Raw genomic sequence first — 24,643 nt, forward strand, 5'->3', positions numbered from 1 at the left:
TTTGCAGATGTGCAGATTTCAGATGTGCAGATGATTGACTTGCTCATCTTAGTTCTTGCAGATTTGCGTTTTTAATTCCTTTTACTCTCTATCAATTAGTTGATGGTTATACCAAATCCTGGAATTGCCTTTCCAGTTCTTCCATATCATCGAAGTGGTTTTTCACCCCGTTTATTTCCTGATATTTTTCGTGCCCTTTGCCCGCTACCAGGATAATATCACCCGGATTTGCCAGCATACAGGCTGTTTTAATCGCCTCATGCCTGTCGATGATGCTTACTGTATGACGCTTAAATGCCGGGTCGACACCTTCTTCCATTTCCTTGATGATCTGCGCCGGATCTTCGGTACGCGGATTATCGGATGTCAGGATCACTTTATCACTCCACTCACATGCGGTTTTGGCCATGATGGGGCGCTTGGTTTTATCCCTGTCGCCGCCGCAGCCAATTACCGTAATCACCTTTTCATTTCCCTTGCGGATATCATGTATAGTGCTCAACACATTCTGCACAGCATCCGGCGTATGGGCATAGTCAACTATACCTACAACTTTGTTCGGTGCTGTGATATATTCAAAGCGGCCTTCGGCACCTGTAAGTTTGCTCAGGCTCGTAAGCACTTTCGCTTTATCCTGCTCAAGCAGCATCGCGGTAGAGTAAACACCTAACAGGTTGTAAGCATTGAATGTGCCCACCATTTTAAACCATACTTCCTCGCCGTCAATTTGCAGTAATAAGCCGCTGAACTGATTTTCGAGGATTCGGGCTTTATAATCGGCCATGGTTTTAAGGCCATAGCTTTTTTTATGTGCTGCTGTATTTTGCAGCATTACATTACCATTTTTATCATCGCTGTTGGTAAGCGCAAAAGCATCTTTAGGTAAACCATCAAAAAATTCCTTTTTGGCATTCAAATACCTCAGGAAGGTTTTGTGATAATCCAAATGATCGTGCGTTAAGTTGGTAAACACACCACCCGCAAAAACCAAACTCTCGATACGTTTTTGCGAGATGGCATGTGAGCTTACTTCCATAAAGCAATAGTCACAACCGCTGTCTACCATTTCGGCAAGCAAACTGTTTAGCTCAACCGGATCAGGCGTGGTATGGGTTGATGGGATTACTTTACCATTGATCTGATTTTCGACAGTTGAAAGCAAGCCACATTTATACCCCAGATCGCGGAACAGCTGATATAACAACGTTGCGATAGTTGTTTTGCCATTAGTACCAGTTACCCCAACCAGTTTCAGTTTGGCTGATGGATTATCATAAAAATTAGCAGCTACAATGCCAAGCGCCACAGCCGAATCGGCCACCATCAAAAAGTCAACCTCGCCGGTAGTATGGGCAGGCAGGTCTTCGCAAACCACTGCTACAGCACCTTTTTTTATGGCCTGGTCAATATAGTCGTGTCCGTCAACAACGGTGCCTTTTACGGCAACAAACATGGCCCCGGGGATCACTGCCCTCGAATCAAAAGCTATCGCCGTGATCTCCACATCAGCACTTCCCTGCAACTCAGTGAAGGCCAGTCCATCAATTACATCGCTTAAATACCTCATTGCAGTTCTATTAAAATTCGTGATCCTTTTGGTATTGCACTTCCTCCGGTAACCGATTGATTGGTTACTATACCGCTACCGCGTACAGTAACCTTATAGCCGGCATTACCCATTACATATAACGCATCGCTAAGCCCCATGCCTGTTACCGAAGGCACGGTACCATTTTTATAATTTACCTCTTCAAACGGGATACCATTGCTTGTATCAACAGTGCTGTTAGCCGAAGCATACAACGGTTTAACACCCAATTTTGAATAAACCTTTTTCAGGGCCTTCATATTGCCCTGTTTTACCTGCGGCATTACCGTATTGCCTACATAATGGGCCTGCGGGGTTTGGTTAATGTCCAGATCGTTGGCATAAACCCTGTCGGCCACTTCCCTAAATACCGGGCCGGCAACCTTTGCAGCCAGGTAGTCGCCCTGGGTTGGATTATTGATCACCACAATCATCGAATATTTAGGATGATCGGCCGGAAAATAACCGCAAAAAGAGGCCTGGTATTTTTTATCCTTATAACCTTTTGTTCCGTTAGCCACCTGTGCTGTACCGGTTTTACCCGCCACACTGTAAAGCTTATTTTTAATAACATTTTTGCCGGTACCATTAAGTACTACACCTTCAAGCATACCACGTACCTTACCCAGCGTAGCTTCCGAACATACCTGCTCATTGATCACCCGGGCCTGGAATTGCTCAATAGGGTTACCCAATCTTCTGATCTCACGAACCAACAGCGGGGCTATCATTTTACCATTATTGGCCACTGAATTGTAATAAGCCAGCATTTGCAGCGGCGTAATATTCATTTCATAACCATAAGCCATCTCAGGCAAACTGTAATTTTTGTTCCAGCTGCGGTTTGACGGATTTTTGATCACCGGCCTGCCTTCGCCGGGAATTTGTAACTGAAGCTTTTCATTCAAATGATAGCTGTACAATTTATTGATATACTCCCACGGGTTATTGTGGTAAAACCGATCAACCAATTTTGCAGCCGCCACGTTTGATGACTCCTCAAAAGCACGTTTTACCGACATTTCATAGTTATCATGCTCGGTATCGGTAATTGTCGGCCCTTTCGGGAATTTATATTTACCACCCTCAGCATTAACTATGGTGCTGGTGTCAATCTTATGCTGATCGAGCATGGTCATGTACGATGCCAGTTTAAAGGTCGACCCCGGATCGATAGCGTTACTGATAGCATAATTCATTTGCTCTTTATAATCACCGTCCTTAGTACGGGTGTAATTAGCAATCGCCCTGATCTCGCCGGTAGATACCTCCATAAGCACAACGCAGCCATGATCGGCCGCGCTTTTTACCAGTTGTTTTTTTAATGCATCCTGAGCCACATCCTGAAAGTTTACGTTGATGGTTGAAATAATATCAGCGCCATCTTTAGGCGCTATCTCATCATCATCGTCAACCGGCATCCAGATACCGCCCGGGATCCGCTGCATTAAACGCCTGCCGCTTTCGCCATTAATGTACGACGAATAAGCACCTTCCAGCCCAACCGGGTTCTTTACGTTCTCATTTTTATAACCGATAGTACGTGCAGCCAGTGATTGAAATGGCAGGATCCTTCTGTTTTTTTGAATAACAATTAACCCTCCCTTATATTTACCCATGTTAAACACAGGGAACTGCCGGATCTTTTTCAAATCCTGGTAAGATACCTTACGCCTGATCAACACATAGCGTGAACTATCCCGGCGGGCCTCGCGCAATACACGCGAATATTCCCTTGCCGATCTGTCACCAAACATACCCGACAGCTTTGCAGCCAGCAGGTCGATATTGTTGTTAAACGCCGTATCCGATGCAATACCACTGGCCAGCATGTCCATATGCAGCTCATACTCCGGCACCGAAGTAGCCAGCAAGCTTCCATCGACAGAAAAAATATTACCCCTTGCCGCTTCAACGGTTTGGTATTGCGCCGAAAGATCGGCAGCCATAGCTTTCCACTTATCGCCCTGAACATATTGCAGGCGGCAAAGCTGTACCACAACGGCAATGGCCAAAAGCAAAACAAGACCAAAGGCTAAATAAACCCTGGCCAGTATGTTAGTCCTAATTCCCATCTGAAACCTCCTTCACTGTTATTTTTCCCGGTGGATCAACGGATTGACTTAAGCCTAATGTATCTGCCCGCTTGGCCACTTCGGTAAGCGTACTTTTAAAAGCCATATCGGCCTTTGTCGATTTATAATCCCAGCCCAGTTCCTTAACCTCTTTGGTAAGCGCGTCAATTTCACGCACCGATTTTTCGGCATAATGCATATTTCCTATATACACCATCCCCAAAAAGGCTAAAAACAAAATAAAGGGCAAAGCATTGGTGGCCTTCTCGGTTGTAAGAAAGCCCTTGGTAAAAAGTTGCGTAAAAAAGTTATCAGGCAGCTCCCTCGCAGGCCTCTCCTCAATTACCTCTTCAACTTCTTCCTCCTCCTGAATTTCTGTACGTAAACGATTGGTCATTTTTTTACAGCTATCCTTAATTTAGCGCTCCGTGCCCTGTTATTATTGGTTATCTCATCTGCCGACGCCGTTATAGCCCCGCGGCTTACAGCATCAAGCGGTTTATTATCATTTCCATAAAGATCCTTCTCCACCTCGCCGCTGAATTTACCTTTGGCAATGAAGTTTTTTACCAGCCTATCTTCAAGCGAGTGGTATGACATGACTACCAGTCTGCCCCCAACGCCCAAAACCTCAGCCGACTGCATTAAAAAATCTTTTAATGCCTCTAACTCCTGGTTAACCTCTATCCTTAACGCCTGGAACACTTGTGCCAGGTATTTATTTTCCTTTCCTTTCGGAATGCGGTTACTGATCACATTTTTCAGATCAGCAATAGTAACTATCGGCATATTCAACCTTGCAGTAGCAATGGTTTCTGCCAATGATTTTGCATTCTGGATTTCTCCGTAAATGCCAAAAATCCGGTGCAGATCGGCAACCGAATAATTATTTATCACATCCTTCGCAGTCAGCTCGCCCAACTGGTTCATACGCATATCCAACTCGGCATCAAACCGGATGGAAAACCCGCGGTCGGCCTCATCAAACTGGTGTGATGATACACCCAAATCGGCCAGAATGCCATTTACGGGAATAGCCCCGTGCAAACGGCAAAAGTTTTTGAGATACCTGAAATTCTGATCCACAAAAACAAAACGCTCATCATCAATAATATTCCGCTGCGCATCGGCATCCTGATCAAAAGCAATCAACCTGCCTTTTGGCCCCAGATGTTTCAAAATCTCGCGCGAATGCCCGCCACCTCCAAAAGTCACATCCACATAAGTACCGTCCGGATCAATATTCAGCCCATCAATACACTCCTTCAGCATTACCGGTACATGGTACTCACTCATTCCTGCTCCTTACTTTTATTACCCATCACCTTTTTTGCCAATGCACCAAAACTTTTTGGCTCATCATCCATCAGTTTACGGTGAGCTTCGGCATCCCAAACCTCTATTTTATTCAATTGGCAAGCCAGCACTACATCACCTTTTATACCCGCATATTCCAACAGGAATTTCGGCAACAATACCCTGCCGGCAGCATCAGGCATAAGCTCGGTGGCCCCACGGGTAAAATATCGTATAAAGGCTATATTATCCTCTTCATATTCATTAAGTTTGCTCAGTTCTTCAAGTCGTTTATCCCATTCCTTTTTAGTGTATATGACAAGGTATTTTTCAAACCCACGATTGACCACCAGGCCTTCAGATTCCAGTTCAGGAAGCTTTTTTTTTAGGCCAGCCGGTATCATCATCCTAAATTTAGGATCAAGCTTACACTCAAATTCACCGGTTAAAAACGACATTGTATGACTTGGGCAATTTTGTAACGTAAAAGTAAATACTTTTACCACTTTCTACCACTTTCCCCCACTAAAAGTTTTCAACAATTTTTAGCCGGGTCTGTTTTATATTTTTTGAAGATTTTCCAAAATTTCACCTGCAACAAAAGGGACTAATAACCAATTAGTTAAATCACATTTCAGCTATAAATATTGAATTATTAGAAAGTGGGAGAAAAACCCATTTATTGCGAAAGCATTACTTTGATAACCTCAGCTATCTGACCTGCCTTGGGGTACTAATATTTTGTATATTAAGCTATTGAACATAACAAATCGCATATACACCTATAAAGTACAAAGCCCCGGCCTTAGCATAATGCAACGCACTCATTCCGTCCCTTTTGCATAGAAATATTACGGAATATTACCGACAACGAGCGGAAAAGCTGGAAATATTGGTAAGATATAAGAAAGTATGGGAGCCCTTACCGGCCTTATTGGATCGGGGTTGGGAAGCCGGTGAGATGAATAGTAAGTTTTGATACCACATCCGTGATTGCAAGGTACGAAGCAATCATCGACTTAAATGGCGAACCTGTAGGGCCCTTTCCATCACATCACCGCTTCGTACCCTATAATAATATTGTAAAAACGAGATTTCCTTTATAAGCCCGAATGATAAATCCCTTATGATATTGTATTATACCGTTGCCTCAGCAGATACCACTCTCATTCTGCCACGAACTGGTTTTTCCTTCTTTTTACGAATCCGGTTTAACCACATCATAACCCCGGTTACCGGGAAGATCAGCGAAATAAGTGTAATAAGAAAAGCTAAAACCTGGGTAGGCCAGCCATAAATGGAACCTGTATGGATTGGTTTAATTACCCCTCTGATACGCTGCCCGAGACTTTTGTCAGCATACAAAATAACTCCGGCAAGCTTGCCGCTGTACTGATCGATATAATAAGTATCAGTGGCCAGTTCAGCGGAACCTTTTTTAAGCACATTAAAAGTATAAACCGCTGCCGTATCGCGCGGATAACGGATGGTGTAATTTTCGGCATCAGCTATTTTGTTGCCTAAGGCACTAACAGCCGCATCTGGCGAGATGGCGGTAACGCCGGGTTGATGAACAGAAAGCGGAGCCTTGATATCTTCTTTACCAGCAATTTTTGAGTTAGTAAGAAAAAACAAGGTATTATTTGCCCACTTAAAGGTCATTACCAGGCCCGAAGCACAAATAATGATCAAAAATATAGAAGTATAAAAACCGGTAACAATATGCAGGTCATGGGTAAGGCGTTTGCCGCTGCCATCCCATTTTATTTTAAGACGCTGCTTCATGATTACTTTGGTTTTAGGCCACCAAAGTATTACGCCTGTTATCAATATCACCAGGAAAAACAAGGTTGAAAGACTGATCACCCAATCGCCTGGGCTATTTTTACCGCCTAATAAATAGCGGTGAAACATCTCAACCGAATACAGGAACGTTTGCCTGCGATTAAACTGATCAACTATTTGCCCGGTATAGGGGTTCACAAAAGCGGTGAGGTTTGGCCGCTCGGCGTCTTTTGGCTTCGCATCTTTTTTTCCATGAACTCCGGCATGCTTTTCTGTTTTAGGCGCATCCGCGGGTTTCTTACTTTTTTTTTCGGGCACTATTAGGGCTACTTCTACCGCACGCTCAGGATCATCATAAACCATAACCATTGCCAGCTTTGATTTAGGGATTTGTTTTAATACCCCTGCTGTTAAATCAGCCAGCGGCAACCTCTTTTCCTGCGGCTTTACGAAATACCGCTGAGGATGAAGCGCCTGCTGAATTTCTTTTTCAAAAACCAGCATTGTACCTGTTAAACACGAGCAGAAAATAATCACCCCGGCTGCCAGGCTTAAATAAAGGTGTATGGTGCGAAAAAATACTTTCATCAGTTTGTTATAAGCATAAAAACCGGGCATGTTGCCATGCCCGGTTAGTTTAATTAATTAAAATTTATAACTCAATGTGGTCAGGAACTGCCTTGGCGGTATAGGGTTAATGCTATAGTTTTCGTGCACATTGTAATTAAGCACGTTGCCAATATTAGAGATCTTACCAATAATGGAAATCTTTTTATAAGTATAACCCACCGAAGCATCAACCGTTGTAAAGCCCGGCACATTAACTAATCTTGATATAGTTTGGGCTTGACCAACTGTATTGGCATTACCCGCAACACGATCGCCCAGGTAATAAACAGACGCACCTACTTTGAATCCTTTTAAATCGCCATAGTAAAAGGTATAAAATATGCTTGTATTGGCGGTGTGTTTTGGTGTATTCAGCAAAGGCTGGCCGGCTATGTTACTGCCCAGCGCGGTTCCTGTTTTAGTATATTTGGCATTGGTATAGCTATAGCCCGCCAGTACATCCAAGCCCTTTACCGGGTGACCGGCGATATCAAGTTCCACCCCATCGCTTTTGGTTTCACCGCTCAGCACTTTGATGTTGGTATTGGTGTTCTCTTTCCCATCGGGACCGAAAGGTGCAGTTTGGGCCAGGTTATTATTTTTAATACGGTATGCTGTTACATTTACCGACAGGTTGCCATTCAGGAAATCATTTTTAACGCCAACTTCATACTGATCAACTATCGACGGATCAAGCGGAGCGCCATTAGTATCAGACCCCGTATTCGTAATGAAAGAATTGGAATAGCTTGCAAACAAGGCAGTATTTGCTATCGGTTTATAAATGATCCCAACACGCGGCGAAAACGCTTTATCTTCTTTCCCGGCAGCTGGTTTGGCTGGGGCAATAGGACTGTAATTGGTAACTGTCGTAGGCGCTACATACTGGTATGACCAACGGATTCCCGCAAGCACCTTAACTTTTTCAGATAAACTGATCAAATCGTTAGCATAAGCGCCAAAACGATTGGTAGCCGTTAAAATGCTATAAAACGGGTTCATCTGCGGTTTATCAGTACGGAGGATATACTTATTAAGGTCAAAAATGTTGATGGTATCATAAACCGCTTTTTGCTTAGTATTTGTTTGGTCAAGATAAGTCGAAACCCCATCCACGGTGGTAACGTAGGTATAAGCATTATTGCGGTACCAATCGGCATCAACACCGGCCAAAATATTGTGTTTCATAGCACCTGTGTTAAATTGTCCGGTAATATTGAACTGGCCGGTGTAATAATCTTCAAGCGTTTTAGCCCGGTTCAGCGTGCGGCCCCAGTCACCATTGGGGTTAGGCAATACACGTTCGGTGGTTTGGTATTGGCGGTTAAAGTGCTGGTATGAAAAACCGCCGCTTAACTGCCAAAGGCTATTAAGCTGATGGTTAATGGTTGCCGTTGCGGTAGTTTGTTTGGTATTACCGGTTGACCATGATGCACCCAAATACCGGTTACGAGGAACGTTGGCAATAACGTTATTGATTTGTCCGGTTCCGAAATCGGGGGTAAAATCATAGTTAAGATAATCACCTTCAACAATTAAAGTTGTTTTATCACTTATTTTGTACAGGAATGAAGGATTGATGTATTCTTTTTCTGATTTTACATTGTCGCGGAAGCTTTTGGCATTTTCATAGGTACCATTTACGCGATATGCTAATTTGGAAGATATAGGGCCGTAAACGTCAAACGACGGGCGGTAAAGATCATAGCTGCCGTAGGTCATTGATACCTGGCCACCCTGCGTAAATAAGGGTTTTTTAGTTACCATATTCAGGATGCCTCCTGGCGCAACGTTACCGTATAACAATGCAGCACTGCCTTTCAATATTTCAACACGTTCCAGTGAACTAATCTCTGGCACAACACCCGAGTTTACCCTGAAACCATTTTTAAACATGTTATTGCTTCCGAAGTTATAACCGCGGGCGCCAAATGTTTCCTGGGTATTGCCGCGGCTGCTGTATAAATATACACCATTCACATTTTTGACAACATCGCTTAAGCGTATTGACTGTTGCTGATCAAGCACATCACGGCCTATTACGGTAACACTCTGCGGCAAGTCCATCGGCGATACGTTCATTTTGCCGATGGTTAACTTTTTACGGTTGATGGTTTTAGTTGATGAAACTACAACCTCATCTAACTGGGCCGAGCTTTCGTTAAGCTTAAAAGATACAACCGTTGTTTTATTTGCGAAAACTGTCACGGTTTGCTCTTCGGTTTTTGTACCAACGTATGAAGTAACCAGGGTGTAGGTACCCGGTTTAATATTATGAAAGGCAAATGATCCGTTATCGGTAGTGGTAGTACTTTTGTTTAACCCTTTAATGGCAACATTTACAAAAGATGCCGGTTTATCGTCGCTGGTTTTAACAACACCGGTTATTTTGCCGTTATTGCCTTCGTCATCAGCTTTAAGGATCGAGATATTTACAAACAGGAATAAAATTAAAAAGGGGATTGTGCGCAGGTAATAGTAAAGATTATTCGTCATTCTATTTAGATTAAGTCTAATTAAGCGCAAAAGTATAAAAAGACTTTTTATCTGCAAGTTTTATTTATAATTAGTTTAAATAAGCGCAAGTATAAAGGCCGCAATTTTCACTTGCAGCCTTTTATCGTAGGAAAAAAATGTATTAATTAAGTACTATAGTAGCCGGACCGGATACTTTAGCTATATGGCAATTACATCCACCCGAAATTTTAAACAGCGCGGTTTGGGTGGCATCTGTTTGGATATTGGTTACAGTAAGCTCCACGTCATCGCCTTCGGTCGAGAACTCATTTTTATTATTATCTGTAGCGATGGTATACAAATGCGGGCCTACAGTTGTTGAAGGAGGCCCCGGGTTTCCTTTAGCTATTATGGTTTGTTTGGTACGTAGATTTACAACCTTTACATCTTTTCCAAATGCCATTTGACCATCCTTATCAACAAAATTTACATATAGCGATGCGAAGTTCAGCGTGCAGGCCTGGCTTGGACAGCCGGTTTGCTGATTATGTTTTTTACAGCCCAATAAGACTGAAGCTATCATAAAAAGGATGATATATTTATACATGGCTATAGGTTTAATTAATAACCTTTACGACATTATGGTATAAAATGCGACAGCCCCATGTAAATACATGAGGCTGTCGTGCTTGCATTGCAAGTATTTTATTCCATAACCCTAACCTTTAAGTAACTAGGGTTTGTTTTGGAGGTGTAAACCTTATGCGTAGCTTTTTTAAAATCGGTATCCTTAGCTTTCATGATATCCTGAAACTGCTGTGTATTCCTGTCGATAAGCGGGAACCAGGTACTTTGCACCTGAACCATCATGCGGTGCCCTTTTTTGAAGGTGTGCAGCACATCCTGTAATTCAAAATTTACCGGCGTTACTTTTCCAGGCACAAAAGGTTCGGGCTTATCAAAACCGTTGCGGAACTTGCCGCGCATGGCCTCGCTGCGTACCATTTGCTGGTAGCCACTCAGGTACACCTCCTTGCCAGCCCATTTGGTATTTTTGGTAGAGTCGGGATAAACATCAATCACTTTAACCACCCAATCAGCATCTGTGCCAGTAGTTGATACTTTAAGATTGGTCCAGATATTACCTGCGATGGTTACATCCTTATCTAAAATATCAGTTTCGTAAGTAAGCACATCCGGACGTTGCGATGCAAAACGCTGATCGGCGGTCATGTATTCGCGCTTCATATCCATATCAATACTATTGATGAAAGGTACCGGTTTGTTAGGGTCGGATATAAACTCATCAAAAGTATTTGCAACTGCTACAGGGGCTGCGAAAGACAACTTGCCACCGGGAAGCAGGTATAGATTTTTTTCTGTAGCTTCTTTTGGAGGCCAGGTGTTATAGGTTTTCCACTGATTAACACCGGTTTCAAACGTTGATACCGGCTTCAGGTCAAAGTCAGCAGTACCTTTTAAATAGTGGCTAAAAAAGGCGAACTCAATTTTTTCACGGTAGAAAGGGCCTGTAGGGCCGCCGAACCCCACATCGCCCAGGTGATCCCCGTCACCTCGTGCCCAGCCCCCGTGCACCCAAGGGCCCATGGTAAAGTAAACCGGGGTTTTAGGATTTTCTTTAACCAGCGTTTTATAGGTATTGATAGCTCCGTATAAATCTTCGGCATCGTACCAGCCGCCGGTTACCAGTACCGCTGTTTTTATATCATGCAAATGATAAAGCACATTACGGTCTTTCCAATGCTGATCGTAGTTAGGGTGATCAAGCATTTCGTTCCATAAACGGATAGTATCCTTATAGTATTTAGTGTTTGAATTTTTTACCGATCCCATCTTCAGGAAAAAGTCATACCCATCTTCGGTGCCTGCGTCAAAGCCTTTGCCACGGCGCTGGGTTGGTTTATCGTCCTGCCTGTTGGTAAAGCCCGGATAAAAACCAAAGTTTGCTACCAGCATAAAGGCACCGTTATGAAATGCGTCATCGCGATACAGGTCGGCAATTGGAGCCTGCGGCGATGCGGCTACCAGGGCCGGGTGACGGCTTAACAAAGCTGTTGTGGTATAAAAGCCCGGATACGAAATACCCCACACACCAACCTTGCCATTGTTATTGGGGATGTTTTTCAGTAACCAGTCGATAGTATCGTAAGTATCCGTGCCTTCATCAACATCTTTATTGGTTTTATGATCTTCCTTTTCGGGGGTCATTTCTTCGTAAATACCTTCACTCATCCAACGGCCACGTACATCCTGGTAAACAAAGATGTACCCATCGTGAGCGAATAATGATGATGGCCCAAGGCTGCCTTTATACAGTTCTGTACCATAGGGCGCTACGCTATACGGGGTCCTGTCCATCATAAAAGGATATTTTTTTGACTGGTCCTTAGGTACATATACCGAGGTAAACAGCTTTTTACCATCCCTCATTGGGATCTGGTATTCATATTTCTGGTAATTGGCTTTAATGTAATCAGCATCCGGCGCTTTGGGCTGCGCGTACAGGCCTGATGCCGAAAGCAAAAGGCAGAAAATGAAAAGTAAATTTTTCTTCATAAAATTTTTGTCAGTCAATCAAATGTAGCCGAATAAAATAAAAAGGACAACTAACCATACGGCAATTTACAAAAAGCCTCTTTTTTGTTACAGAACAAAGGTTTTTGTTATAGTTAAAATTAAGTGTAATAAGCACATTTATTAACCATAGTAATATTTTTATAAAATAATAATTAAAACCTGTAGGCGATTATACACGTTTAATGGTCTATTACTTTGAACCAAATAATACCGGAGCGAGGACCTAAGCGCCCGGCAACCTAAAATATTTAAACAGTTTTTTTTTGAGATAGTGACTATCCCCTGGCTATGCCATGGGCCGGCTTTATGCAAACCAGTTATGCTAAAACAATTTATCTTTTTATAAACAATTTAACAAACACACCAATTATGAGAACAAACTTTAATCTACCACTTACAAAAACACTAACCGCCTTATTCGGCGCAGTTGTACTCCTCACATCCGCCTGTAAAAAAGAAAAAGCGGCACTGCCTACTGATGCCGGCAACACTCCGTCAAAGTTAAGCACCAATGCCATAGGCGTGGCCGGGCCTAAGGGTGTTTGCTATGTGGAGGTAAATAATAATGATATCCGCAATGTGGGTAATTATACCCTTTCAACCGGGGAGCAGCTTTTTGATATTGCTATTATATTTGCGGCCAACATCAACTATGACACCGGCACGCAAAAAGCAGTGCTGTACTTTAACCCGCAAGTAACCAACGTACTCAACAATAAAGCCACTTATATTCAAAGCCTGCAGGCTAAAGGTATTAAGGTATTGTTATCTATTTTGGGCAATCACCAGGGCGCGGGGATCTCTAATTTTCCATCTCAGGCTGCCGCAAATGATTTTGCTCAGCAATTAAGCAACGCCGTTACCACTTACGGCCTGGACGGTATTGACTTTGACGATGAATATGCCGACTATGGCACCAATGGTACCGGTCAGCCAAACGACAGCTCATTTGTTTACCTTGTTACTGCCTTACGTAACCTGATGCCTACCAAAATAATTTCGTTTTACTTTTATGGCCCGGCTGCGTCACGGCTGAGCTACAATGGTGTAACGGTAGGCTCAAAAGTTAACTATAGCTGGAACGCTATTTATGGCACTTATTCTGTTCCAAATGTTCCGGGATTAACCGCAGCCAACCTTGGCCCGGCCGCTATTGATATTCAAAGTACCAGTTCATCAACAGCAGCATCACTGGCAACCCAAACTGTAAATAACAATTATGGCATCTATCTGTATTACAATTTGCCTAATAGCGACGTACATACTTACCTTTCGAGTGTATCAAACGCGTTATACGGCAAGTCCACTGTATATACGGGAACCAGTACTACAGGGATAACTTTTTACCAGGACATCAATTACGGCGGTACAGTAACGAGTGCCATACCTAAGGGCACTTATACCCTGGCACAATTGCAGGCTTATGGCTTTGTAGATAACTGGGCTTCGTCGGTAAAGATCCCAACCGGTTGGACAGTGACGATGTATGCAAACGATAACTCTACCGGTACATCCTGGACACGAACATCAAACACAGCTAATTTTACCACCCTATTTCCAAATGCAAATGATGTGGTGACTTCGGTTAAAATTCAATAATTAAATAAAATGAGCGTTTCCATATTGGGAACGCTCATTACTTATTATATACTTTGCTGCATTACGTAATAATCTCCAAGGCTGTCAGTGCCGCTATCTCTCACTTCCCAATTTAAAGCCCGATAAAATTGAACCGCTGCCTCGTTTTTAATGAGACATTTTAAACTAAGCGGAGTTGGGTAAGTTTGAGCTGCTAAAGCAAGCAGTGCTTTCCCAGTACCTTTTCCCCTGTATCTGGCGTCGATATACAAATGATGAATAAAAGCATCGGGAGGCCATACTGCCATAAAGCCTGCTATCTGATCATCATATTCGGCTACCCATATATCTTCATCACGTGTGTGAGCGTCAAAGTCATTCAACGTAAACAAGGAGCTGTCTGTCCAGTAAAAAGTCTGGATCCGGCAAAGCAGATAGATTTCACTAAGTTTTTGGCGGTCTTTCTCTTCAAAACTCCGGATATGTAGACTAACCAATTTCAATATCTGCGAAAATACTATTTATCAATCATCCAATCTATCTGAAAACCCGATAAGTAATCTGTCAATAGGCTTAACAGAAAGCCAAGCACTAAATATTATTTTTCCGCAATTCATCAACAGCATAATTTGCAGCCCTCACAGTAAGGGCCATGAAAGTTAAAGAAGGATTTTGAGTGCCGGTAGATGTCATACAAGCTCCATCGGTTACAAACACATTAGGACATTCATGCAGCTGGTTCCATTTATTTAGCAACGAGTTTTTGGGATTGGTTCCCATCCTTACCCCTCCAACTTCGTGGATATCTAAACCAGGCGCCTGTTTGCTATCATTAGGGGTGATATTTTTACATCCAGCCTTATCAAGCATCTCAGCACCCTGCTGCAAAAAATCATTTAGGGATTTTACATCATTATCATCATAATCTACCGAAACTGACAGTAACGGTATTCCCCATTCATCTGTTCGGTCTTTACTCAGGCTCACCCTATTTTCGGCCTTGGGAATGGTTTCGCCCTGCATCATCATATATACATTCCAGTTGCCCGGTTCGGAGATATTTTCCTTATAGTTAGCCCCAATCTGATCGCCATCAACAGCATGCCCCCAACTGCTCCTTGTAGCGCTATAAAACGTCATATACCCTCTTAAAAAGTCGGTTTCCTGCTTGTAAACATTTCTGAAATTTGGCATCATAACCGCAGCAGGCCTCCGGCCATAATAATAGGTATCCAGGTAACCATCAATGGTTGCCGTTAACGATCCGCGATAATTATGAAATGCAATATACCTGCCAAGCAAATCATTATCGTTTCCTAAACCGTTTGGAAACCTGCCTGATTTTGAATTGAGTAAAATAAGGTTAGAGTTTAACGTAGCTGCGTTTACAAAAATAATACGGGCATAATATTCGGTAACCGATTTAGTGTGTGCATCTATTACCCTGACACCTGTTGCCTTTCCCTTTTTTTCATCGTAAATAATTGAATGTACTACGGCATCGGGCCGGAGGGTAAGATTCCCCGTTTTGGCCGCCCATGGCAAGGTTGATGAATTAGAGCTAAAGTAACCCCCAAACGGACAACCGCGCTCACATAAACTCCTGGCCTGGCATTGCCCCCGGCCCTGTTGTAAATGAACTGGTTGCGGTTTGGTTAAATGCGCGCACCTGCCAATAACAACATGCCTGTCATGGTATGCATCCATTATTCTTTTTTGAATCTGCTTTTCAACCACATTCATTTCCCATGGCGGTAAAAACTCGCCATCCGGCAGCGTTTCCAATCCATCCTTGTTACCGGCAATGCCGGCAAATAACTCTACATGACTATACCATGGTGCAATATCGTTGTAACTTATAGGCCATGCTGTAGCAAAGCCATCTCTTGCCGGGCCCTCAAAATCAAACTTGCTCCAGCGCTGGGTTTGCCTGGCCCACAGCAATGATTTCCCTCCCACCTGGTACCCGCGAATCCAGTCGAACGGCTTTTCCTGAACATACGGGTGTTCTTTATCTTTAACAAAAAAATGAGTTGTAGCCTCGCTAAATGCGTAACACTTTTCAGCTATCGGATTTTCATTTTTTATAGCTTCAGGTAAATGCCCGCGATGAGGGAAATCCCAGGGATTTTTAGTAGCTGTTGGATAATCCCTTAAATGTGTAACATTCCGGCCACGTTCCAGTACCAATGTTTTCAGCCCTTTTTCGCACAGCTCTTTGGCAGCCCATCCGCCGCTGATACCCGATCCAATCACAATGGCGTCAAACGTGTGTTGAGCCTCTCCTCCCGAATTAATGTTGATCATATTTCATAATTGGCTTAAACAACAATGCAAAACTCAATTTGAAGTTAAGATAATTATCAGGGAATAAATTGATCAGCAACGGATTTAAACAAAAAAAGCCCCGTTACCGGAGCTTTTTTTGTCTGTTTTAATCCTTATTAGTCGTTGATTGCTTTTACACCTGGCAATTCTTTACCTTCCATGTATTCAAGCAAAGCACCGCCGCCGGTTGATACGTAGCTTACTTCATCGGTCATGCCAAATTTGGCTACCGCAGCGGCAGAATCACCACCACCTATCAGCGAGAAGGCACCGTTTTCAGTAGCTTTGGCCACAGCTTCGGCAATGGCTTTGGTTCCGCCTAAAAATTTCTCCATTTCAAAAACCCCCATCGGGCCGTTCCATAAAATGGTTTTTGATTCTTCAACCACCTTGCTAAATAAAGCAACCGTTTCCGGGCCGATATCAAGACCCATCCAGTTATCTTTTATTTCGCCGGTTTTGGCAACATCCGTGTTAGCATCATTTGAAAATGCATCGGCAATGATGTTATCTAAAGGCAATAACAGGTTTACACCTTTTTCTTTAGCTTTTTGCCTTAGGCTGATTGCCAGATCAAGCTTGTCCATCTCAACCAGTGAGGTACCAATGTTACCACCATCAGCTTTAGCAAATGTATAAGCCATGCCACCACCAATAATCAGGTTATCCACTTTTTCAAGCAATTTTTCAATAAGCTCTATTTTATCCGATACCTTCGAACCGCCCATAATAGCTGTAAATGGCTTAGGTGCGTTGTTCAGGATCTTTTCAGCATTGTTTAATTCGGCTGCCATCAGGTAGCCAAAGTATTTGGCGTCAGGGAAAAACTGAGCGATGATAGCGGTTGAAGCGTGCGCTCGGTGAGCGGTACCGAATGCATCGTTCACATATACATCACCTAATTTTGATAATTTTTCGGCAAAGGCAACATCACCTTTCTCTTCTTCTTTATAAAAACGAAGGTTTTCTAATAATAAAACCTCGCCGTTACCAAGCGCTTTCGCTTTTTCAACAGCCTGCTCGCCGATACAATCATCAGCAAACTGTACCTGCTGACCAAGCAGATCAGACAAATGAGATACGATATGTTTTAATGAATATTTTTCTGTAGGACCATCTTTCGGTCTGCCTAAGTGCGACATCAGAATAACTTTGCCACCATCTTTCAATATTTTTTTTATGGTTGGCAAAGCTGCCGTCATACGGTTATCGTCGGTAATATTGTAATTCTCGTCAAGAGGCACGTTAAAATCAACCCTGATGAGGGCTTTTTTACCTGCAAAACTAATTTGATCTACTGTTTTCATATCTATTAAAGGGTCATTTGTTATGAACGGGCGCAAATTGGGCATTTTAATTCAAAATACTGAACGAAAAACGAAAAAAGCTGTTTTAATCGGCCAAAATTTCATCTTATTTTAACATACATTACATAATGAGGACCAATGCCCGGCACCTCAAATTCGGGCAAAACGACCTCAAAACCAAGGTTGTTATAAAAGTGCACTGCTTTTTTACGGGCATTGCACCACAGATAATCGGCCTTATGCCCTCGCAGGTATACCAAAGCAAAGTTAACCAACTGATTGCCGAAGCCCTGCCCTCTATATTTTTCGATAGTGGCCATACCCCTGAGCTGGTATCCTGTACCGTTAAATTCGCCATAACTTTGCGGGTGAAACGAAGCAATACAAGCCAGTTCATCATTAACAAAATAGCCAAGGTGAAAATTGCCTTCATTATCATCTGACGGGAAACGGCATTCATCAAGAGTGAGCCTGCCTTCGCGCAGTACCTCATTACGTAGATGCAGCAGCTCATCAACTTTTACAAACCTGATCATGCAGCAAAATTGAAAAAATTCATGGAACAGGAAATTTTAATTCCATTAAATTAAAGCAGCAACGCTTATTTCGCGTATACCGGGCGCTACTCAAAATTATACAGAAAATAACTTATACTATTGTTTAGGCAGGCTGTTTTTTAAGTTCGGCTATTCGTACTACCAAATCGGCCAGCCGGCTGCTGTATCCCATTTCATTATCATACCAGCCAACAACTTTTACAAGGCCACCCACTATTGACGTTAGCTGCGCATCAAAAATGCAGCTGTGCGGATTATCCAATATATCAGTTGACACAATGGGGTCTTCAGTGTATTCAAGTACATTTTTCATTGGCCCGTTGGCAGCTTGTTTAAATGCTTCATTAATTTGAGTTATGGTTGGCTGCTTTTTGAGGCTGCAGGTAAAATCAGTTAATGAACCGTTAAGTACCGGTACACGAATCCCTGCTCCGCCCAAACGGCCGTCCAAATGAGGGAATATAGCTGTTATTGCTTTAGCAGCCCCCGTAGTGGTGGGTATAATAGAAGCCGATGCAGCCCTTGCCCGCCTAAGATCTTTATGAGGTGCGTCATGCAGGCTTTGATCGCCTGTCATAGAGTGAACGGTGGTAATGTAACCATCAATGATGCCCCAGTTTTCATCTAATATTTTTACCATTGCGGCAACATTATTAGTTGTACATGATGCGTTTGACAGCACAGGAGATTGTAGGTCAACCTCCTGGTCGTTTACGCCAAGCACTACAGTTGGTACATTTTTATCGGTTGATGGTGCAGATATGATAACCTGCCGTGCCCCGGCGGTTAAATGAGCCTCAGCACCCTGTTTGGAAGTAAATTTACCGGTTGACTCTATTACGATATCAATATCCAGAGCCTTCCAGGGCAGGTTAAAAGGGTCGCGCTCGGCAAATACCCGTATACAGTTACCGTTAATAACAAGATTGTTATCATCAAAACTCACCGTACCCTTAAACCCTCGATGAACAGAGTCATACTTAAATAAATGCGCGAGGGTTTGCGTATCGGTAAGATCATTTATAGCTACCACCCGTATTTCGGGATGTAATAAAATATTCCTTAAAAATATGCGGCCAATGCGACCAAACCCGTTTATAGCTATCTTCATGGTATGCTGATAAATAAAGCATCAAAGTTAATGAAGATGGATGGTTAATTTGCTTATTTACGGTATTACTACTTGCAGGTTACAATTGGTTATTAGTCGCTAAAATTCCGGACTACCAGGGCTTCGCCTTTTTTTGAACGGATAAAATAAGTGATCATCCCGTTAAAGGATATCGACAATAAAAATATAAGAACAATAAGCCAGGAGTTATTTAAATTATTAAATACCAGCACCATTACTATCGAAACAAGGTTCAGGCATCCTAAAACAAAAGTAGTTTGCAGATGCGTTAAACCCATTTTTAACATACGGTGGTGGATATGGTTGCGGTCTGCATCAAAAGGGGATTTTTTGTTTAAGATCCGGATAGTAAAAACCCTTAGCGTGTCAAAAACAGGACCTATAAGTATCGCTACGATTAATGCCGGTGCTGTATATATGAAAGGCAGTTTGACCGTCGAAACTTTACTTAACTCAATAAATTTAATAGCCATTACTGCCGATACCAGGCCAATGAGTAGGGCGCCGGTATCGCCCATAAATATTTTAGCAGGAGTTACGTTAAAACGCAAAAAACCAACCACCGCCCCAACCATGGCAAGTGAAATTGCTGCAAGCTCGTACTGGTTCATATAAATAAAAAGCGCCGCAAAAGCGCTGTTGGCAATAATCCCGGTAGTTGCAGCCAACCCATCAATACCGTCAATAAGGTTAAAAGAATTGATGATAAGCATAATAACAAGTATTGACAATATTACACTGGGGATATATGGCAGCGATGCAATATCAAACACCCCATACATGCTGCTGATCCGGATATCTCCGGGGATAACAAGTATGGCGGCAACCACAAACTGGATCATGAATTTGGTACTTGAATTAACCCCCGAAAGATCATCCTTCAGCCCCATTGCAAACAAAATAATACATGCGGTAAGCAGGTAACTAATCGGCAACGATTTGTCGATAATACTGAATAACAAAACTGTAATAGTAAAGCTTACAAAAATAGCAACACCTCCTAAGCGGGGAATACCATGATCATGTTGTTTCCTGAAATGGCCAACATCATCATATAAATGGCGGGCACGCGCAACATGTAATATTGAAGGGATACATAATAATGTAATAAGTGTTGAAAATACAACTATTAGCACATTATAAACAAAATGATAAGAGCGTAGAAATTCAAGCATATGCTATAAATGTGTTAGTGACCGGCTTATTCATTTATAAATACTTATACGACAGGAAACACAAAAGGTTAACTAAAGATTAAAGAAATTGTGAAATTTTCCTAAGGGGCTTCAGCACAATTGCCAAAACGGGTAAAAACACATTATTTTTACGCATCGCTTTCAAATCAAATGACCACGCCTTAAACCTGCTCATTAAATTGCTGTTGCTTATACCCCCTACCTGCATTTTAACCATAACTTTGTTAAGATAAAAGCTCCTTACCTGCCATTTATGCAGAAACCTCGCCATTAATTCATAATCGCCTGCAGAACCGTATTCAAGACTGTAAAAGCCGTGTTTTTCAAACAAATAGCGTCTACAGTAAAAGGTAGGGTGTGGGGGCATAAAACCACGGTTAAAGGAATTTTTTCCACATTTGTGACTTTTCCATTTACGGGTGATTTTACCTGCAGAATTTATATAATCAAGGTTTCCGTAAATGATTTCTGTATCACTGTTTGAAAAAGCCTGTGCCACTGCTGATAAAACTTCCAGGTCTGCAAAAAAATCATCGGCGTTAAGTATACCTATTATTTCGCCTGTTGCTAAACGGATCCCCTTATTAATTGCATCATAAATGCCCTGGTCAGGCTCAGATATCAAAACTTTGATGTGCGATTTATATTGGTTAATTATTTGCAGGGAATTATCTGTTGAGCCGCCATCAATTATAATATACTCAATGTTGTTGTAATTCTGGCCGATAACAGATTCGATACATCTTTTAATAGTATCCTGGGCATTGTAAACAACAGTGATAACCGAGATCTTCAACCTTGCAACTTTGGGAAAAATACAACGTATTAATACCCCGAAATTATGTAATTTTGACTTTGAAGCCTAATTATATTAAATATAACTTGGAACTTTATAGCTGAACATGCGCAACTATACATTTATCTGCTTAATTACTGGAATACTTTTTTTGTTAACCTCCTGCTCAAGCAAACAATATCAATATCTTTTTGAACAAAAGAATAATGTTACTGATACCATATCAAAAGCAAGCGATGTCGCAATAAGCCCGTACCGCATTAAAGCACAGGATATATTACAGATCAGGAACCTGCAAAGCATAAAATATATAGTAGATGAAGCGCCTTCCACTAATGCGGGAGGAGGGGGAGGAGGAGGCACTGCCGGACAAACGTTCCAGGTTGAAGACGACGGCACTGTTGCGCTGCCTGTTATCGGCCATGTAAAAGTTGCAGGCCTTACCAGGCCAGAAGCAGCAAAACAAATTGAGGGGCTTTACCGTACAAACCTGTTGAAAGACCCCATCATTGAACTAAAGATAATTAACCTAAAGGTTACCATGCTTGGCGAAATAAAAGGGCAGGGAAATTATACGTTAACAAAAGACAGGACCACTTTAGTTGAAATGATTGGAGAAGCAGGAGGCCTGACAGATAAGGCTAATGAAGCAAATGTAAAAATAATAAGAGGCGATCAAAAAAATCCCCAGGTTACTGAAATTAACCTGCGGGATATCCAATCAATAAATGATCCCCGTGCTATACTTCAAAGTGGAGATGTTATTTATATAGCACAAAACAAGCGCACCATACGCAATGATAAATTGCAAAACCTTTCGGTAATAACGCAGCCGGTTTTACTGTTGCTTAATACTGCCTTAATTATTTTTACGCTTTCTCATCGGTAAATGGAAGAGTTAGAAAAAGTACAAAGAAAGCTGCCCAACCAGGAAATTGACTATTTTAAGATCGGCAAAATACTACTCAGCCGCTGGTACTGGATATTGGCATCCGTTGTTATTACATCAGCTATCTCGTACACTTATTTATGGTATACACCTAAAACATATGCTACCGGGGGGACGCTTAAGGTAGAAGAAAAAAAATCAGAGATTTCTGACATTATCAGTGTAATGACCACGCCCGAACGCGGCCCGTCAAAAATTCAGAGTATAACTTCAGTATTAACCAGCCGTACCCTCATCCTAACAGCAATAAAAGACCTCGACTATCGTATCAGCTTTTATATCTCGGGCAGGGTACGTACCTCCGAAACCTATCCGCAAAAGCCTCTCGGTATTACTCTGGTAAAGTTTGATAGCCTTAATTTTTTCCATAGCCTGATAACTTTTAAGCCGATCAGTGCTCAAAACTTCAATCTTACCTATAGCATAAACGGTAAGGAGATTCAAAACAACTACAAATACGGCGATATTGTAACCATTGGCAATACCAGTTTCAGAATTAAATACCCGGGGTTAATTCCATCCAAAACAATTTATTTATTTAAGTTCAATATCCCCGAAGATTTTATCGGCCGGGTACAGGGTAATTTATATGCTGGCGAAACAGCAAAAAACTCAAATATAATTGCCATTCAGCAAACAGATTCCAATCCGCAGTTTGCAGCGGATGTACTTAATGCGATCATGAACAATTATGTGATTTTTGACCGGAACCAAAAGGCGCAGTCAGCTTCACAAATGATCGATTTTATTGACAGTCAGCTGGATTATCTGTCGACTGAAGTAAAAGGCTCTGAAAACTCGATAGAAAAATACAGGAAAAAATCCAAGATCCTTGACGTTACATCCGCATCAACTACTTCTGTAACCAAGGCAACCGAGCTTGAATCAAACAAATCGTTACTAAAAATACAATTAATAGCACTCGACCAGCTTAGCAGCGAAATAGCCAAGGAAAAAAACAATGTAACTTTAAACTTTAATGTAGGCAGCGCTAATCTACCATCGTTAGAAGTTATGGTAAGCCGCCTGGACAACCTGATTACGGAACGGGCAAGTTTATTAACTACCTATAATGCCGATTCGCAGCCTATTCAAAACATTAACCAAAGCATTATCCAAATTAAAAACACCGCTTTAAACAATATAAAACAGATCCGGGCTGGCATTGAAAAAAACATTCAATATCTTGATAATCAACTTGGCCAGGTTAACTCAACTATAGCGGCATTGCCTGCCGCCCAGCGTGATATGGTGAGCCTGCAGCGTGATTTTGATATTAATGATAAGGTATACTCTTTTCTGTCCGAAAAAAAACTGGAAGCGCAGATCAGCCGTGCCGGGATTTTGCCTGGTGCAACTATTATTGAGCTGGCTCAGCCAAACTTTAATCCAGTTTCGCCCAATGAACATAATATCCACCGTACTGCTACTATATTAGGTCTGGCTATAGGCCTGGGGCTTATCATTCTCATCAGGATATTAAACCCCTATATTTATGATAAGGAAACCATTGAAAGTCTAACCAGCATACCTATCCTGGGCGTTATCCGAAAATTTCCGTATGCCCTTGACGAAAGCAGCGAACAAATCCTTGCTATCAGCAAACCCAAATCAATTTTTGCCGAATCGGTCCGTTCTGTACGTACTAATCTTAGCTTCCTTTCGTCAGAAAAAGCAAGCAAAGTTATTTGTATAACCTCGGAAGTAGCCGGCGAAGGCAAATCATTTGTTGCCGTAAATTTGTCAAGCACACTTTCACTTATTGATAAAAAAGTAATATTAATAGGAGCCGATTTACGTCGTTCAAGGCTGCATAAAACTTTTCATGTGGCCAATGATATTGGCTTGACCAATTACCTTGCACACCAAACTGAAATTGATGATATCATTCATCACTCTGAACAGGAAAACCTTGATTTTATAGTGTCGGGGCCCGTACCGCCTAACCCATCAGAGCTACTACACAGCAAAAGGATGAACGCTTTAATTGAAACACTTAAAACGATGTATGATATAGTGATGATTGATACCGCTCCGATCGGACTGGTATCAGATGCTATACCGCTTATCAGGATAAGTGACATCAATGTTTTTGTGATCCGGTCAGGCAAATCAAAATATTATGCCGCAACTGTGCCACAGCGCATAGCGCAGGAATATCACCTCGATAATACCGTGATAATTTTAAATGCATTCGAAGAAGATTTGCTGCATTCAAGATATTACACTACCAAATTTACCGGCGAAAATACAGGCACACGATATTACTATTATTCAGATTACAGCGGCTACGAAGGTTCGGGCTATTATCTTGATGATGAAAAGAAAAAATGGTGGAATTTAAAACGATGGTTTAAATAAGCTTGTTTATTTAAAAAGATTGTTACTAAAA

Annotated in this window: 19 protein-coding genes; 3 read left to right on the forward strand and 16 right to left on the reverse strand. The window is 42.0% G+C overall.

Going from position 1 to position 24,643, the window contains the following annotated elements; all coding sequences use genetic code 11:
• Positions 1-106: 106 nt before the first annotated feature.
• The 9 genes from ABID99_RS21675 to ABID99_RS21715 form a co-directional block, all read right to left on the reverse strand.
• The gene (locus ABID99_RS21675) at positions 107-1,567 is read right to left on the reverse strand and encodes a UDP-N-acetylmuramoyl-L-alanyl-D-glutamate--2,6-diaminopimelate ligase (protein WP_373615084.1); all 1,461 of its coding nucleotides are present in this window, start codon (positions 1,565-1,567) and stop codon (positions 107-109) included.
• A complete protein-coding gene (locus ABID99_RS21680) occupies positions 1,564-3,663 on the reverse strand; it encodes a penicillin-binding protein (RefSeq protein WP_373615085.1) in 2,100 nt (699 codons plus the stop codon). Before ABID99_RS21680 ends, ABID99_RS21675 begins: the two co-directional genes overlap by 4 nt.
• Positions 3,653-4,060, reverse strand: coding sequence for an FtsL-like putative cell division protein (locus tag ABID99_RS21685; protein WP_090529904.1), 408 nt, complete (start codon positions 4,058-4,060; stop codon positions 3,653-3,655). Before ABID99_RS21685 ends, ABID99_RS21680 begins: the two co-directional genes overlap by 11 nt.
• Positions 4,057-4,959, reverse strand: a complete 903-nt coding sequence (gene rsmH, locus ABID99_RS21690; protein ID WP_090529906.1) for a 16S rRNA (cytosine(1402)-N(4))-methyltransferase RsmH — start codon at positions 4,957-4,959, stop codon at positions 4,057-4,059. Before rsmH ends, ABID99_RS21685 begins: the two co-directional genes overlap by 4 nt.
• Positions 4,956-5,417, reverse strand: coding sequence for a division/cell wall cluster transcriptional repressor MraZ (locus tag ABID99_RS21695; RefSeq protein ID WP_373615086.1), 462 nt, complete (start codon positions 5,415-5,417; stop codon positions 4,956-4,958). Before ABID99_RS21695 ends, rsmH begins: the two co-directional genes overlap by 4 nt.
• Before the next feature lie 679 nt (positions 5,418-6,096).
• Complete coding sequence (locus ABID99_RS21700) at positions 6,097-7,332, reverse strand: PepSY-associated TM helix domain-containing protein (protein ID WP_373615087.1); 1,236 nt, start codon at positions 7,330-7,332, stop codon at positions 6,097-6,099.
• A 57-nt stretch (positions 7,333-7,389) separates the two neighbouring features.
• Entirely contained in the window at positions 7,390-9,849 is a 2,460-nt protein-coding gene (locus ABID99_RS21705) for a TonB-dependent siderophore receptor (RefSeq protein WP_373615088.1), read from the reverse strand.
• Positions 9,850-9,991: 142 nt separating this feature from the next.
• Positions 9,992-10,417: a hypothetical protein gene (locus ABID99_RS21710; RefSeq protein ID WP_373615089.1), complete on the reverse strand. Its 426-nt coding sequence runs from the start codon at positions 10,415-10,417 to the stop codon at positions 9,992-9,994.
• A gap of 98 nt (positions 10,418-10,515) precedes the next feature.
• Positions 10,516-12,387, reverse strand: coding sequence for a CocE/NonD family hydrolase (locus ABID99_RS21715; RefSeq protein WP_373615090.1), 1,872 nt, complete (start codon positions 12,385-12,387; stop codon positions 10,516-10,518).
• A gap of 390 nt (positions 12,388-12,777) precedes the next feature.
• Here ABID99_RS21715 and ABID99_RS21720 point away from each other — a divergent pair, with 390 nt between their 5' ends.
• Positions 12,778-14,007: an endo-beta-N-acetylglucosaminidase H gene (locus ABID99_RS21720; RefSeq protein WP_188834420.1), complete on the forward strand. Its 1,230-nt coding sequence runs from the start codon at positions 12,778-12,780 to the stop codon at positions 14,005-14,007.
• Positions 14,008-14,051: 44 nt separating this feature from the next.
• On the opposite strand, the gene ABID99_RS21725 is transcribed toward ABID99_RS21720, so the two are convergent.
• The 7 genes from ABID99_RS21725 to ABID99_RS21755 form a co-directional block, all read right to left on the reverse strand.
• Positions 14,052-14,483, reverse strand: coding sequence for a GNAT family N-acetyltransferase (locus ABID99_RS21725; protein ID WP_188834421.1), 432 nt, complete (start codon positions 14,481-14,483; stop codon positions 14,052-14,054).
• A gap of 94 nt (positions 14,484-14,577) precedes the next feature.
• A complete protein-coding gene (locus tag ABID99_RS21730; protein ID WP_188834422.1) occupies positions 14,578-16,293 on the reverse strand; it encodes a GMC oxidoreductase in 1,716 nt (571 codons plus the stop codon).
• Between the two features lie 137 nt (positions 16,294-16,430).
• On the reverse strand, positions 16,431-17,621 hold the full coding sequence (gene pgk, locus ABID99_RS21735) for a phosphoglycerate kinase (protein WP_090531276.1): 1,191 nt from the start codon (positions 17,619-17,621) through the stop codon (positions 16,431-16,433).
• 101 nt (positions 17,622-17,722) lie between these two features.
• Entirely contained in the window at positions 17,723-18,157 is a 435-nt protein-coding gene (locus ABID99_RS21740; RefSeq protein WP_188834423.1) for a GNAT family N-acetyltransferase, read from the reverse strand.
• A gap of 124 nt (positions 18,158-18,281) precedes the next feature.
• Positions 18,282-19,289: a type I glyceraldehyde-3-phosphate dehydrogenase gene (gene gap, locus ABID99_RS21745; protein WP_188834424.1), complete on the reverse strand. Its 1,008-nt coding sequence runs from the start codon at positions 19,287-19,289 to the stop codon at positions 18,282-18,284.
• Positions 19,290-19,381: 92 nt separating this feature from the next.
• On the reverse strand, positions 19,382-20,485 hold the full coding sequence (locus ABID99_RS21750; RefSeq protein ID WP_090529935.1) for an MraY family glycosyltransferase: 1,104 nt from the start codon (positions 20,483-20,485) through the stop codon (positions 19,382-19,384).
• A 79-nt stretch (positions 20,486-20,564) separates the two neighbouring features.
• The gene (locus ABID99_RS21755) at positions 20,565-21,302 is read right to left on the reverse strand and encodes a glycosyltransferase family 2 protein (RefSeq protein ID WP_373615091.1); all 738 of its coding nucleotides are present in this window, start codon (positions 21,300-21,302) and stop codon (positions 20,565-20,567) included.
• Positions 21,303-21,408: 106 nt separating this feature from the next.
• Here ABID99_RS21755 and ABID99_RS21760 point away from each other — a divergent pair, with 106 nt between their 5' ends.
• Positions 21,409-22,191 (forward strand): polysaccharide biosynthesis/export family protein, encoded by a 783-nt coding sequence (locus ABID99_RS21760; protein ID WP_090529941.1) that lies wholly within the window; start codon positions 21,409-21,411, stop codon positions 22,189-22,191.
• A complete protein-coding gene (locus ABID99_RS21765) occupies positions 22,192-24,612 on the forward strand; it encodes a tyrosine-protein kinase family protein (protein ID WP_090529945.1) in 2,421 nt (806 codons plus the stop codon).
• The last annotated feature ends 31 nt before the right edge of the window (positions 24,613-24,643 follow it).

Source organism: Mucilaginibacter sp. OAE612 (genome assembly GCF_041806395.1).
In the GTDB taxonomy this organism is placed as follows: domain Bacteria; phylum Bacteroidota; class Bacteroidia; order Sphingobacteriales; family Sphingobacteriaceae; genus Mucilaginibacter; species Mucilaginibacter rubeus.

Coding starts and splice junctions, on each gene's coding strand:
- rsmH (WP_090529906.1), bottom strand. CDS start 4,959: ATGAGTGAGTACCATGTACCGGTAATGCTGAAGGAGTGTATTGATGGG.
- gap (WP_188834424.1), bottom strand. CDS start 19,289: ATGAAGATAGCTATAAACGGGTTTGGTCGCATTGGCCGCATATTTTTA.
- ABID99_RS21710 (WP_373615089.1), bottom strand. CDS start 10,417: ATGTATAAATATATCATCCTTTTTATGATAGCTTCAGTCTTATTGGGC.
- ABID99_RS21705 (WP_373615088.1), bottom strand. CDS start 9,849: ATGACGAATAATCTTTACTATTACCTGCGCACAATCCCCTTTTTAATT.
- ABID99_RS21680 (WP_373615085.1), bottom strand. CDS start 3,663: ATGGGAATTAGGACTAACATACTGGCCAGGGTTTATTTAGCCTTTGGT.
- ABID99_RS21675 (WP_373615084.1), bottom strand. CDS start 1,567: ATGAGGTATTTAAGCGATGTAATTGATGGACTGGCCTTCACTGAGTTG.
- pgk (WP_090531276.1), bottom strand. CDS start 17,621: ATGAAAACAGTAGATCAAATTAGTTTTGCAGGTAAAAAAGCCCTCATC.
- ABID99_RS21720 (WP_188834420.1), top strand. CDS start 12,778: ATGAGAACAAACTTTAATCTACCACTTACAAAAACACTAACCGCCTTA.
- ABID99_RS21740 (WP_188834423.1), bottom strand. CDS start 18,157: ATGATCAGGTTTGTAAAAGTTGATGAGCTGCTGCATCTACGTAATGAG.
- ABID99_RS21700 (WP_373615087.1), bottom strand. CDS start 7,332: ATGAAAGTATTTTTTCGCACCATACACCTTTATTTAAGCCTGGCAGCC.
- ABID99_RS21765 (WP_090529945.1), top strand. CDS start 22,192: ATGGAAGAGTTAGAAAAAGTACAAAGAAAGCTGCCCAACCAGGAAATT.
- ABID99_RS21695 (WP_373615086.1), bottom strand. CDS start 5,417: ATGTCGTTTTTAACCGGTGAATTTGAGTGTAAGCTTGATCCTAAATTT.
- ABID99_RS21715 (WP_373615090.1), bottom strand. CDS start 12,387: ATGAAGAAAAATTTACTTTTCATTTTCTGCCTTTTGCTTTCGGCATCA.
- ABID99_RS21750 (WP_090529935.1), bottom strand. CDS start 20,485: ATGCTTGAATTTCTACGCTCTTATCATTTTGTTTATAATGTGCTAATA.
- ABID99_RS21730 (WP_188834422.1), bottom strand. CDS start 16,293: ATGATCAACATTAATTCGGGAGGAGAGGCTCAACACACGTTTGACGCC.
- ABID99_RS21685 (WP_090529904.1), bottom strand. CDS start 4,060: ATGACCAATCGTTTACGTACAGAAATTCAGGAGGAGGAAGAAGTTGAA.
- ABID99_RS21760 (WP_090529941.1), top strand. CDS start 21,409: ATGCGCAACTATACATTTATCTGCTTAATTACTGGAATACTTTTTTTG.